5 protein-coding genes are annotated in these 13281 nt (G+C 73.8%); 1 reads left to right on the forward strand and 4 read right to left on the reverse strand.

Annotated elements, in window-relative coordinates; translation table 11 throughout:
* Position 1: 1 nt before the first annotated feature.
* Genes ACGFU6_RS07990 through ACGFU6_RS08005 form a run of 4 tightly spaced genes read right to left on the reverse strand, consistent with a single transcriptional unit; the run spans position 2 to position 12489 of the window.
* Entirely contained in the window at positions 2-802 is an 801-nt protein-coding gene (locus tag ACGFU6_RS07990; protein ID WP_393608891.1) for an ABC transporter permease, read from the reverse strand.
* On the reverse strand, positions 799-1812 hold the full coding sequence (locus ACGFU6_RS07995) for an ATP-binding cassette domain-containing protein (RefSeq protein WP_393608893.1): 1014 nt from the start codon (positions 1810-1812) through the stop codon (positions 799-801). The genes ACGFU6_RS07990 and ACGFU6_RS07995 overlap by 4 nt, the downstream gene beginning before the upstream one ends.
* Before the next feature lie 37 nt (positions 1813-1849).
* Complete coding sequence (locus ACGFU6_RS08000; protein WP_393608895.1) at positions 1850-2056, reverse strand: MbtH family protein; 207 nt, start codon at positions 2054-2056, stop codon at positions 1850-1852.
* Positions 2053-12489 carry an amino acid adenylation domain-containing protein gene (locus ACGFU6_RS08005; protein WP_393608896.1) on the reverse strand — a complete coding sequence of 3479 codons (10437 nt, stop codon included), beginning with the start codon at positions 12487-12489 and terminating at the stop codon, positions 2053-2055. Before ACGFU6_RS08005 ends, ACGFU6_RS08000 begins: the two co-directional genes overlap by 4 nt.
* 446 nt (positions 12490-12935) lie before the next feature.
* Between ACGFU6_RS08005 and ACGFU6_RS08010 the strand changes: the two genes are divergently transcribed.
* Positions 12936-13241 (forward strand): hypothetical protein, encoded by a 306-nt coding sequence (locus ACGFU6_RS08010; protein ID WP_393608897.1) that lies wholly within the window; start codon positions 12936-12938, stop codon positions 13239-13241.
* Positions 13242-13281: the final 40 nt, after the last annotated feature.

The raw sequence follows: 13281 nt of genomic DNA on the forward strand, positions 1-13281 counted from the left end.
GTCAGCCGAGCGTGATCCGCCGGAAGCGGGCGAGCGAGGCGGCCATGAACACCGCGACGACGACCGCCGCACAGAGCAGCGCGTAGGGCAACGCGTGCACGACGGGCCATGCCTCGCTCACCGGCATGCCCACCGGTGGCGGGTTGCCGAAGAGGTCGCGCACAGCGGTCGCGGTGGCCGAGACCGGATTCCACTCGGCCACGGTGCGCAGCGGGCCGGGCATCGTGTGGGTCGAGACGAAGGCCGACGACACGAAGGTGACGGGAAACAGCCAGATCAGACCCGCGCTCTGGGCGACCTCCACACTCCGCGCCAGCAGACCGATGGCCGCTCCGACCCAGGACATGGCGAACGCGAACAGCAGGACGAGCAGGTAGGCGAGGACCGCGTCGGCCACGGAGCCGGTGACGCGCCAGCCCACCAGCAGACCGCACAGCGAGGTCACCGCCAGCGTCACCGCGCTCATCACCAGGTCCGAGAGCGTCCGGCCGAGCAGCACGGCGAGCCGGGGCATGGGCAGGGCCCGGAAGCGGTCCACGATGCCCTTGTCCATGTCGTTGGCCAGCCCCAGAGCGGTGAACGCCGCGTTGAAGGTGACCGCCTGGGCGAAGATCCCGCCCATCAGGAAGGTGCGGTACCCGGCTCCGCCGAGGCTGCCCCCGAACACGTACGCCAGAAGCAGTACGAACATCACCGGCTGCACCAGGGCGGCGATCACCGAACCCGGTGTGCGGCGCAGGTTGAGCAGATTGCGCCAGGCCACGATGGAGGCGTCGCGGCCCAGCCGCCTGAGCCCGGTCATCGTCGGGCCTCCCCGCCGCCGGAGGCACCGACCGGCTGCCCGCTCGGCCCGCGCGCCGGATCGGGGCGCCCGGTCAGGGTCATGAACACGTCGTCAAGGGTGGGCGGGGCGAGTTCCACGTCCCGGACGCCGATCCCGGCCAGCCGCAGCCGCCCGAGCGCGTCCTCCAGCGTGAGGGCGCCCTGCTCGGTGGTGACCGTGAGCCGCCCCGTCCGAGGTTCGAGCACCGGCAGGTGCGGTCCCAGGCCCGCCAGGACCTCCGCGGCCGTCGACCTGAGAGGCGGATCGGGCACGGTCAGCGACAGCCGCTCGCCGCCGACCCGGCTCTTGAGCTCCGCGGCGGTGCCGCGTGCGACGACCCGGCCGTGCTCGATGACGACGATGGTGTCCGCCAGTTGGTCGGCCTCCTCCAGGTACTGCGTGGTCAGCAGCACCGTGGTGCCGCCGGCGACCAGTTCCTGGATCGAGCGCCAGGTGTCGGCACGGCCCCTCGGGTCCAGCCCGGTGGTCGGCTCGTCCAGGACGACGACGACCGGCCGGGCGACGAGCGCGCCCGCCAGGTCCAGCCTCCTGCGCATGCCGCCCGAATACCCACCGCTCGGCCGGTCGGCGGCCTCTTCGAGGTGGAAGCTCTCCAGCAGCTGACCGGCCCTGCGCCGGGCGGCGTGCCGGCCCATTCCGTACAGACGCGCGACGAGGTACAGGTTCTCCCGCCCTGTCAGCTTCTCGTCGACCGCCGCGTACTGGCCCGAGAGGCCCAGGTTCTTCCGGACGCCCTCCGGGTCCTTGCGGATGTCGTGCCCCGCCACCCAGGCCTCTCCGCTGTCCGGCCGGAGCAGGGTGGAGAGGATGCGTACCGCCGTGGTCTTGCCGGCCCCGTTGGGTCCGAGAACACCCAGTACGGTGCCGGGCGCCGCTTCCAGGTCCACCCCGGCCAGGGCGTGTCTGTCGCCGTACCTCTTGGTGAGGCCCTCGGCACGTATCGCCGGCTGGTTCCGCCGCTCCGTCATGGTTCCCTTTCGTGGTGGGTCGCGGTGATCGGGCCGGTCAGGCCATGGCGACGCGGGCGCTCCTGGGGGTCAGGTCCGTCCAGTGCACCTCGACGTAGTCCAGGCACGCGGTGTGGTCGGCGGGCCCGTACACGGCCTGCCACCCGGCGGGAATCTCCGCGAAGGAGGGCCACAGGGCGTGCTGGTCCTCGTCGTTGACCAGGACACGGTGCTGGGTCTGCGGGTCGTCGAAGGGGTTGGTCATCGGGTCTCTCCCTGTGTGGTGTCGTGGCCGGCGCCGAGTGCGGCGGCCAGCGTGGTCCCGATCCGCGCACGGGCGTCGGGCTGCATCATCTGGGCGTGCGCGCACGCCACGTCGTGGTTCTCGACCGGGCCGCTGATGTACGGCGCCCAGAGTTCGAGTCCGAAGGTGCCGGCGGGCCGGCCCTCGGTGGCGGTGAAGAAGAGGGCAGGGCCCTCGAAGCGCCTCGGTGTGTACTTCCGCATCAGCCGGGCCTGGCCGGCGAAGTTGTCCACCATCGCGTCGATCGTGGCGGGTTCCAGCGAGCCGAGCGGGCTCCCGCTGCGACGGAACTCCTCGCGGACGGCGCTCGCCTCGACCGCGCCCTCCCGGCCGAGGCCCTCCTCGCCCACTCCCATGTTGGACAGCAGCGCCCGGAACACGGTGTCCCGGTCCGCGTTGTCGAGGTCGTCCAGCGGGGCGAGCGGGAAGGCGTCGAGAATGGCGAGGAGCGCCACCCGCTCCCCGGCCTCCTGGAGCTGGACGGCGACCTCCTGCACCACGTTGCCGCCGAAGGACCAGCCCATCAGGTGGTAGGGCCCGGCCGGCTGGACGGTGCGCAGCTCGCGTACGTAGACGGCGGCCATCGCCTCGATGCTGTCCGGGAACGGCGCGCCGCCGTCCAGGTTCGGCGTCTGCAGCCCGTACACCGGCTGGCCGGGATCCAGATGGGGCAGCAGGCCGGCGTAGGACCAGGCGAGTCCGCCCGCCGGGTGCACGCAGAACAGCGGGGGCCGGCTGCCCGTGGTCCGCAGCGGCAGGAGTGTCGCTAGCGCACTGTCCTGCGCCCCGTCGAGCAGCCGTTCCGCGAGCCGGGCCACCGTCGGCGCCTCGAACAGGCTGCGGATGCTCAGCTCGACGCCGAGGGCGGCCCGGACGCGTCCGGCCAGCCGTGTCGCGAGCAGCGAGTGGCCGCCCAGCGCGAAGAAGTCGTCGTCGATCAGGACGCGTTCGACGCCCAGCACCTCGGCGAACAGGGTGCACAGGACGTCCTCGCGAGGGTTGCGGGGGCTGCGTCCGGCGGCGTCCGTCACACCGAGGGGCACCGGGCGGGTCAGCGCGTCACGGTCCAGCTTCCCGTTCGGGGTGAGCGGGAGCCGGTCCAGGGCCTGCCAGCCGGACGGGACCATGTAGCCGGGCAGGTGCCCGGCCGCGTACTCCCGCAGCGCCGCCAGCCGTTCGGGGTCCGCCGGGCTCCGGTCGCCGTCCGGCAACGGGGTCAGGACGACGTGGGCGTCGAGCCGGGCCCCCGCCGCGCCGTCCTGGTGGGCGACGACGGCCGCCGCCACGACCTCGGGATGGGCGGTCAGCACCGTCGCAGCCTCGTCGGGTTCGACCCGGAAGCCGCGCACCTTGATCTGTCCGTCGCTGCGGCCGGTGAAGAGCAGGGAGCCGTCCGGCGCGCGCACGGCCCGGTCGCCCGTGCGGTACATCCGGCTGGACGCGGGGCCGTACGGGTCCGGAACGAAGCTGCGGGCGGTCTCGGCCTGCCTGTTGTGGTAGCCGTGCGCGAGGCTCTGTCCCGAGAGGTACAGGTCCCCGGGCACCCCCAGCGGCACCGGGCGCAGTCGTTCGTCGAGCAGCGCGACCCGGGTGCCGGCCACGGGTCCGCCGAGCACCGGGCGCACGGTGTCGGAGATCCGGGCGACCAGCGTGTCGACGGTGGCTTCCGTCGGACCGTAGAAGTTCCAGCTCTGCACGTCGGGAATGCCGTGCAGCGTCGTCCACAGCGCGGCCGGGACGGCTTCGCCGCCGAGGATCAGGACCGTCGGACGATGCTCCGTTCCGGCCGCGAGCAGTCCCGCCTCGAGAAGGTGGCCGACATGGGTGGGAGTCGACTCCAGCACGTCGAGTTCCCGGGAGCGCACGACGTCCACCAGGGCCTCGGAGTCGCGCCGGGTGCCGTCGTCCAGCAGGTGGAGCTCATGACCGTCGATCATCCACAGCAGGGGATCGAACGACGCGTCGAAGGACAGGGCTGCGGTCAGCGCGACCCGCAGCCGGCGTCCGCCGCGTGCCCGGACGGCGGGTGCGAAGACCTGGTGGCGGTGGTGGTCCAGCAGCCGGGCCAGCGAACCGTGTCCCACACGTACGCCCTTGGGGCGGCCGGTGGACCCCGAGGTGTGGATCAGGTACGCGCCGTCGCCGGGGGCCGGTCGGGCCGTGGGCGGGGGAGTGCCCGTGGCCGGTTCCGGCTCCGCTCCGTCGAGCAGCAGCGGGCGCCACGGTCCGGGCATGCGGTGCCCGGTCGCTCCGGCGACGACGACCAGCGCGGGCCGGGCGTCCTCCAGCACCGCCTCGATCCGCCCGTCCGGGAGGCTCGGGTCGAGCGGTGCGTAGACCGCGCCCGCCTTCAGCACCCCGAGCAGCGCGGCGACGGAGTCGACGGACCGGGGCAGCAGCACCGCGACGCACGCACCCGGACGGACACCCTCGGCGCGCAGCAGGGCGGCTATGTGATCCGAGCGGGCGTCGAGCCCCGCGAAGCTCGCCGCGCCGTCCGGGGCGCTCACCGCGATGTCGTCGCGGCGAGCGGCGACGGACTGGGCGAACCGGTGCAGGACGGTCATCGCCTCGCTCGCGCCGCTGCCGTCGCCGAGGGCGAGCAGCCGGGACTGCTCGGACGGGGGCAGCAGGGCCAGATCGCTCACCCGGGTGTCCGGCGCGTCGACCGCGTGCGCCGTCAGAGCGAGGAACCATTCGGTGATCCGGTGAGCGGTGGCGGTGTCGAAGAGGTCCCGGCCGAACTCCAGCGTGCCGTCCAGGTACGCGTCCTCGCCGTCGGCGCCCCGGCGCTCCGTGAAACTGAACGACAGGTCGAACTTGGCCCCGGCCGTCTCGACCTCATGGACCCGCGTACGCAGTCCCGGCAGCTCCGCCCGGGGCGGGCGGGTGTTGTTCAGGGTGAGCATCACCTGGAACAGCGGATGGCGGCTGAGCGAACGCGTCGGCCGCACCTCCTCCACCAGGCGCTCGAACGGGAGGTCCTGGTGGGTGTAGGCGGCGAGATCGGTGTCCCGCACCCGCGCCAGCAGTTCGACGAAGGCCGGGTCGCCGCTCACGTCGGCGCGCAGCGCCAGGGTGTTCACGAAGAACCCCACCAGCGGCTCCAGCGCCTCGTCCGTCCGGCCCGCCACCGGGGTGCCGATGGTGATGTCGTCGCCGGAGCCGGCCCGGTGCAGCACGGCGGCCAGCGCGGCGTGCAGCACCATGAAGGTGCTGGAGGCCGACTTCGCGGCCAGCCGCCTGAGGCCCGCTGCGGTCGCCCCGGGCACCCGGAAGGCCACGGAACCGCCCCGGCCGCTGGGCACGACCGGCCGGGGACGGTCCGAGGGCAGCGGCGTCTCCTCCGGGGCGCCCGCCAGCTCCGCCTTCCAGTAGGCGAGTTGGGTGGAGAGCGGTGAGCCGGGGGAATCGGTGTCCCCCAGCAGGTCGCGCTGCCACAGCGCGTAGTCCGTGTACTGCACCGGCAGCGGTGCCCGGCCGGGCGAGCGTCCGGCCGTCCGGGCCGCGTAGGCCTCGGCCAGGTCCCGGGCCAGCGGCCCCATCGACCATCCGTCGGCCGCGATGTGATGCACGACCAGGAGCAGGGTGTGCCGCTCGCCCGAGGTCCGGAACAGCTCCGCGCGCAGCGGGATCTCGCACACCGGGTCGAACGGCCGCCCCGCCGCCTCGCGCAGCACCGTCCTGAGGTCCTCCTCCGCCACCGTCCGGACCGGCATGGCGGGCCGGGCGTCGGCGGGGGCGAGCACGGCCTGGAAGGGTTCGCCCTCGTGCGTGCCGATGAGGGTCCGCAGGCTCTCGTGCCGGGCCACCAGGTCCGTCACCGCCAGGTGCAGCGCCGACCGGTCCAGGACGCCGTCCAGATCCACCGCGAAAGCGATGTGGTACGAGGCGCTCTCCGGGTCCAACTGGTGCAGGAACCAGAGCCGTTGCTGCGCCGGAGACAGTGCGGGCCGGGCAGGACGCGCCGCCGGTCGCAGTGCGGGCCGTGCTGCCCCGCCCGCCCCGTCCAGGCGTTCGGCGAGCGCCGCCGGGGTCGTCGACTCGAAGAGCGCCCGCAGCGGGAGCTCCACCCCGAAGGCGGCCCGGATGCGGCCGACGAGACGGGTGGCAAGCAGCGAGTGGCCGCCCAGCTCGAAGAAGTCCTCGCCCCTGCCGACGTGTTCGTGGCCCAGGCACTCCGCGAACAGGGCGCACAGGATCTCCTCGCGCGGCGACCGCGGCAGCTCCGCCGCCACCGCTGCCGCGTCCCGGCGGGCCGGGGCCTCCCCGTCCCTGGGCAGGGCCCGGAAGTCCACCTTGCCGTGCGGGGTGAGGGGCATCGAGCCGAGGTGGGCCACGGTCGCCGGCACCATGTACGTGGGCAGCCGTTCCGCCAGGAAGGCGCGCAGCTCCCGGGCCGAGGGACGGCTGCCGTCCCTGGGGACGACCCAGCAGTCCAGCCGCCCGCCGCCGTCGGCACCCGGGCTCGTGGCGACCGCGCACCGCTCCACATCCGGATGACCGCTCAGCACGCTCTCGACCTCGCCGGTCTCCACCCGGAAGCCCCGGACCTTGACCTGGCCGTCGGCCCGCCCCACGAAGACCAGGAGCCCGTCGCGCCGGCGCACGAGGTCACCGGTGCGGTACATGCGGGAGCCGGGAGCGCCGTACGGGTCGGGGACGAAACGGGACGCGGTGGCGGCCGGCAGGTTCTCGTAGCCGCGGGCCAGGCCGGCCCCGGACACGTAGAGCTCTCCCGTCGTCCCCGGAGCGACCGGACGCAGCCGTGCGTCCAGTACCCGGGCACGGCTGCCCGCGACCGGACTTCCCAGGTGCGGGCGGGTGCCGGGGGCGACCCGTCCCATCACGCTGTCGACGGTGGTCTCGGTGGGCCCGTAGAGATTCCACACGGTGATGTCGCGGAGCGCGGCCAGCTTCTGCCAGAGCCGCTCGTCCAGGGCCTCGCCGCCGAGCGCCACCACGTGGGGGCGGCGTCTGCCGGGGGCGAACAGGCCGTTCGCCGCCAGCTCTCCGAGGAAGGACGGGGTGGTCTCGACGACGTCGACCGCGCGGTCGTGGACCAGCGCGGCGAGCGCCTCGGGATCGCGCCGGGTGATGTCGTCCACCAGGTGGAGTTCGTGACCGGCGATCATCCAGAGCAGCGGGTCCCAGGAGGCGTCGAAGGTCATGGCCGCCGTCAGCGCGACGCGCAGCGGACGGCCGTCGTTGAAGGCCTCCGCCGGTTCCATGAGCCGCTCGCGGTGGCTCGCGTACAGATTGGCCAGGGCGCCGTGCTCCACCGTGACGCCCTTGGGCAGCCCGGTGGACCCCGAGGTGTGCAGCACGTACGCGGCGTCCCCCGCCCGTGGCGCGGGCGGCAGCGGGTCCTCGCGGGCGTCCCCGAAAACCGGCCCGTCCAGGAACAACCGGGGCGTCGCCGCGGGCAGGGCGCTGTCCGTACCGGCCGTGGTGAGCAGCAGCCGGGGCGCCGCGCTGTCGAGGATCAGCTGGTTGCGGGCCGCCGGGTGGGTGAGGTCCAGCGGTACGTACACGGCCCCGGCCCTGAGGACGGCCAGGAGCGCCACGATGTGAGCGCCGGTACGGGGCAGGGCGACGGCCACCCGGTCGCCGTGGCCGGCCCCCGCCTGCCGGATGCGCCGCGCGAGGTGCTCGGCGCCGGCCAATAGTTCACCGAAGGTGAGCCGCCCGTCGGACGCGACCACGGCGGTGCGGCCGGGCTGCAGGGCGGCACGCGTGGTGAGGACGTCCAGCACTGTCCAGTCCTGGGCGGGGTGCGTGCCGGCGGCAGAAGACCCCGCCGACGGGCGGGTGTGCGCTTGCCGCGGCAGTTCGTCGAGCGCCTCGGCGCGCTGGCCGGGGGTGAGGAAGCAGACGTCGTCGGCGGCCAGGTCGGGACGCGCGAGCAGCGCGGTGAGCAGCCGGGAGAAGTGCTCGGCGAACCGCGCGGCCGTGGTGGGGTCGAAGAGGTCGTGACTGAACTCCAGTTCCCCCTCGATCCCGGCGGGCGCGCCCGCGCCGTCGAAGCGCTCGGCGAGGTCCCAGGTGAGATCGAACTTGGCCCCGGTGCCTCGTACCGAGGTCTCGTGGCTGACCGTGAGGCCGGGCAGCAGGGGGCGGGGGACGGGAGTGTTGTTGAGGCTGAACATGACCTGGAAGAGCGGGTGGCGGGAGGCAGAACGTTCCGGCGCCAGCGCCTCCACGACGCGCTCGAACGGCAGGTCCTGATGCGCGTAGGCCGCGAGGTCGGTCCGCTTCACCCGCGCCACGAGCTCCCGGAAGCTCGGCGCTCCGGAGGTGTCGGCCCGGAGCACCAGGGTGTTGACGAAGAACCCGATCAGCTCGGCGAGGCTCTCGTCGGTGCGGCCCGCCACCGGGGTCCCGATCGCGATGTCATCGCCCGCGCCCAGCCTGGTCATCAGGGCCGCGAGCGCGGCGTGCAGCACCATGAAGGCGCTGGCCCCGCTGTCGGCGGCCATACCGACGAGCGCACGGTGCGCGGCCGGGCCCACGACGACCGGGACGCGCCCGCCACGCCCCGACGACCTGGCCGGACGTGCCCGGTCCGCGGGGAATCCGGACTGCTCGGCCAGGCCCTGCAGCGCCGCGCTCCAGTGCGCGAGCTGGCGTCCCGCCACGCTGTCGGGCTGCCGGGAATCCCCGAGCAGGGACCGCTGCCACAGGGCGTAGTCGGCGTACTGCACCGGCATCGGCTCCCAGCGGGGCGCACCGCCCGAGGCACGGGCCGTGCAGGCCGCGGAGAGGTCCCGCAGCAGCGGGCCGAGCGACCAGCCGTCGGCGGCGATGTGATGGAGGACCAGCACCAGCACGTGCTCATCGGTGCCGGTGGGGAACAGCTCCGCGCGCAGCGGGAGTTCCCGGTCCAGCGCGAAGGGAGCGGGGTCGGGCCGTACGTCCCGCGCCTCGCAAGGCTCCCGCACCACCAGGAGGGAACCGGCGGCGGGCGGTGCGAGTACCCGCTGGCGGACCCCTTCGGGATCCTCCGAGAAGACCGTACGCAGGCTCTCGTGCCGGGCGACGACGTCATCGAGCGCCGCGGACAGGGCGCCCCGGTCCAGCGTGCCCGACAGCCGCAGGGCGAGCGGCATGTGGTACGCGGTGCCGGCGTCGCCCATCGCCTCCGTCACCCACAGGCGCTGCTGGCCGAACGAGGCGGGCAGCCGCTCCGGGCGGGGCAGCGCCGCGCCAACCGCCGGGCGTGCGGGCGGGGCGGAGTCCAGCAGCGCGACGAGCCCGGCCGGGGTGGGCGCCTCGAACAGGGCCCGGATCGGCAGCTCGACGCCGAACTCCGCCCGGATCAGCCCCACCAGACGGGTCGCCAGCAGCGAATGGCCGCCGAGCAGGAAGAAACCGTCGTCCCGGCCCACCTCCGGCAGGCCGAGGCACTCGGCGAACGCGGCGCACATCCGCTGCTCCTCCGCCGTGCGCGGCGCGCCGCCCCGCACCCCCACGGGACGGGCCGGGGGCAGCCGGCCCGGGTCCAGCTTGCCGTTGGGAGTCAGCGGCAGCCGCTCCACCGTCGCGTAGGCGGACGGCACCATGTGACCGGGAAGCACCCGCGCCAGGGCGTCGCGCACGGCTTCTAGGTCGAGGGCGGCACCGCCGCCACCGGCGGGCACCAGATAGGCGGCGAGCCGACCCTCGCCCTCCCGCACCGCCACCGGCGTCACCGCGGCCCCGCTCACACCGGGCAGCTCCCGCAGGGCCGCCTCGATCTCGCCGGTCTCCACGCGGTGGCCGCGGATCTTGATCTGGCCGTCGCTGCGGCCGAGGAACTCCAGCATTCCGTCCTCGCCCCAGCGCACGAGGTCCCCGGTGCGGTACATCCGGTCGCCCGACGGCCCGAACGGGTCCGGCAGGAAGCGCTCGGCGGTGAGTCCGGGCCGTCCCGAGTACCCGCGGGCCACGCCCTCGCCGGACAGGTACAGCTCACCGGTGCCGCCGCGCGGCACCGGGTGGAGCGAGGGATCGAGCACGTAGGCGCGGGCGCCGGAGACCGGCCGTCCGATGACCGGGGTCGGGCCGGCGATCCGGGTCGTCACCGCGTTGACGGTGGCCTCGGTCGGTCCGTAGAAGTTGAAGACGAGGAGGTCGTCGCGCTCGGAGAGCTCCCTCCACAGGGCCTCGTCGACGGGTTCACCGCCCAGGGCGATGACGCGGGGCCGGTGGGCCGGGGCGGTGAGCAGGCCGGCGGTGAGCATCTGGCGCAGATAGGTGGGTGTCGTCTCGATGGCGTCGATGCGCTCCCGGACGAGGTGGTCCACCAGCGCCTGGGGGTCGCGCCGGACGTCGTCGCCGACGATGTGCAGCTCGTGGCCCGCCGCCATCCACAGGACCGGGTCCCAGGAGGCGTCGAAGGAGGTGGCCGCCGTCAGGGCGACCCGCAGCCCGCGCCCGTAGGTCTCCTCAGCCAGCGCGTGGGACTCCTGCCGGTGGTGTTCGAGGAGATTGCTGAGCGAGCGGTGCTCGACGACGACACCCTTGGGACGCCCGGTGGAACCCGAGGTGTAGATGACGTAGGCGGCGTCCCGGCGCCCCGGGCCGACCGGCGTGCTCACATCGGGCTCCTGCCGGACCAGGGCCGGATCCACCAGCGGCAGCGCCCGTGCGGGATCGATGAGGTGCGCGGACTCCGAGTTGGCGATCAGCGCGGCCGGTGCCGAGTCCTCGATCATGAAGGCGAGGCGTTCGGCCGGGTACGAGGGGTCGAGCGGCAGGTAGGCGGCTCCCGCGCGCATCACCGCCAGCATCGCCACGACGAGTTCCGTGGAACGGGGCAGGCCGACGGCGATCCGCGCGCCGGGCCGCGCCCCGGCGGCGGCCAGCACCGCGGCGAGGGCGTCGACCCGGCCGTCCAGCTCCGCGAAGGTCAGCCGGGCACGGCCGGAGACGACCGCGGTCGCGTCCGGGGTGATCAGGGCCTGCCGGGCGAGCTGTTCGGGCAGGGTGACCTGCGCGGCACCGGCTCCGTCCGGAGCGGCGCGGTGCGGCGCGGCGAGACCGGGCACCAGACGGCGCTCGGCGTCGCTGAGGAAGTTCAGCGAGCCGATCGTGCGGGACGGGTCGTCGGCGAAGTCCTCGATCAGCCGGCACAGCCGACGGTGATGCCCCGCCAGTTGCTCGCGGCTGTACCTGGCGGAGTTGCCGTGCAGGTCGATGTGGAGACCGCCGTCCGCGTACGAGGCGTGCACGGCGACGGCCAGGTCATCCACCGGCCCGATGGACAGGTTGTGCAGGGTGGCCCGGTGCGGGCCGAAGCTGAGGCTGTCGTCGAAGGCAAGGATGTTGACCGAGGGACCGCTCAACGGCACGTCCGTACCCGCGATCCCGAGATCGCGCCGGAGCTCCTCCGTGGCGTAGCGCTGATGCCGCAGCACCTTGCGGGCCTCCGCCGACGCGCGCCTCGCCACGTCGGCCACCCGGTCGGAGGGGGCGAGCGCCAGCCGCAACGGCAGGATGGAGCTGAGCATGGCCGGCGTGGCACGGGCCAGTGGGGTGCGCCGGGCGGTGACCGGCAGACCGATGACGGCTTCGCCCACGCCCTGGCTGCGGTGCAGATAGACGGCCAGCGCGGTCATGAAGAACGTCGGCCACCCCACCCCCGACTCCCTCGCCGCCGCCCGCAGCCGCGCCGCCCGTTCGGGCAGCACCTCCGCGCGCACGCGCAGCGACCCGCGTCCGGACGCGGACCGGTCGGCGTCCGGCCTGACGGGGGTTGGGGAGCCCGACAGGTAGCGCGTCCAGAACTCGCGGTCGGCGGCGTGCTGACCGGACGCGGTGTAGGCGTGTTCCTCGTCTGTCAGACCCATGAGCGCGCCGCGGGTCACGGGCGACGGCTCGCCCTCGGCGGGCGTGGCCGCCGAGGTGTACGCCTCCGCGATACGGGCCAGGGCCAGGGCGGCGCCGTAGCCGTCGAGCGCGAGGTGGTGCACCTGCTGGTGGAAGAGGTGACGCGTGTCCGTGAGGCGGTAGAGGGTCAGCCGCACCAGCGGGCCGGCCGTGACGTCCGCGGGCTGCCGCAGCGCCGCCTCCATCCGCCGCAACGCCTCACCGTGGGGGTCCTGGTGGCCGGAGAGGTCGATCAGCGGGACGTCGAGCGGGGGCCGGCCCGTGGCGCCGGGGCGGTGGACGCGTTGGAAGGGGATGCCGTCACGCTCTCCGAAGGTCACCCGCAGCGCTTCGTTCCCGTCCGCCACCCGACTGACCGCGGCCCGCAGGACGACCGGGTCCAGCGGCCCCCGGACATCGGCGTACTCGGCCACGTTGTACGCCGCGCTGTCCGCGTCGATGCGTTGCGCGAACCAGATGCCACGCTGAGCCGAGGTCAGCGGAAGGTCATCGTGCGAAGTCGTGTTGTGCGGTGCGTCGGTCACGCGTTCTCACCTCTGTGGAAGGCCTGCGGAGCGGGACGGCTCGCGGCGGAGCGCCGGGGCAGGACGGAATGAGGACGGGGCAGCCCCGTACGGGCGGGTGGTTCCGCGGCGGGCGGCTATCTCATCGCCTGCGCCCTCGGCGCGCGCCGGCGCACGTTCACGCATCGCTGCTGTGAACCAAGTCTCTGACGCACCAGCACAGCGCCGCACACCTCCGGAATGCCACCGTCGCCCCAATTGGGCTGTCACAACAGTCGTTCGAAGTCACATACGTGTTGGATTGGTGGTGTGACGCGTGACACAAGGCCGTGGGCTGTGCTTTGCGCTTCACAAGTGCGTATCAGTCGAATGAGTAATGAATTCGAGCCACCGGGCAAGCCGGGAGCCCCGCAGCTTCGAATCGCCCACGTCGAAGGTCGACTGCTCACGAGATCTCTGGAGCGTCCATGAATATCCCCACAGCAGTTCCGCGTTGGTGTGCGGCCCTGGCAGCCGCGGGAGTTTTGGTGATCACGTCGGCGGCCGGAGCTGGAGCGGCGGGCGCACACGGGCGGACGGCCCCGGGCGACGGTTCCATACGGGCGGCACAGCCTGCCTGGACGCCGCTTGCCTACCGCGGTGTACAGGGCGGCAACCTCTGCCTGCTGGCGCGCTGTTCGGTCGGGGACTCCGCCGGGGGCGGCAACGCGGGGCCGAGCAATACGCAGGGCTTCAACCTGTGCCTGCTGGCGCTCTGCACCGTACGCCCCTGACCGCGCACCGGTGGCCCGGGAGGTCCGTGGACCTCCCGGG

Source organism: Streptomyces sp. NPDC048462, from assembly GCF_043200175.1.
GTDB lineage: Bacteria > Actinomycetota > Actinomycetes > Streptomycetales > Streptomycetaceae > Streptomyces.

Excerpts from the sequence above, each read along its gene's own strand:
- ACGFU6_RS07990 (WP_393608891.1), bottom strand. The coding sequence starts at position 802 with ATGACCGGGCTCAGGCGGCTGGGCCGCGACGCCTCCATCGTGGCCTGG.
- ACGFU6_RS07995 (WP_393608893.1), bottom strand. The coding sequence starts at position 1,812 with ATGACGGAGCGGCGGAACCAGCCGGCGATACGTGCCGAGGGCCTCACC.
- ACGFU6_RS08000 (WP_393608895.1), bottom strand. The coding sequence starts at position 2,056 with ATGACCAACCCCTTCGACGACCCGCAGACCCAGCACCGTGTCCTGGTC.
- ACGFU6_RS08010 (WP_393608897.1), top strand. The coding sequence starts at position 12,936 with ATGAATATCCCCACAGCAGTTCCGCGTTGGTGTGCGGCCCTGGCAGCC.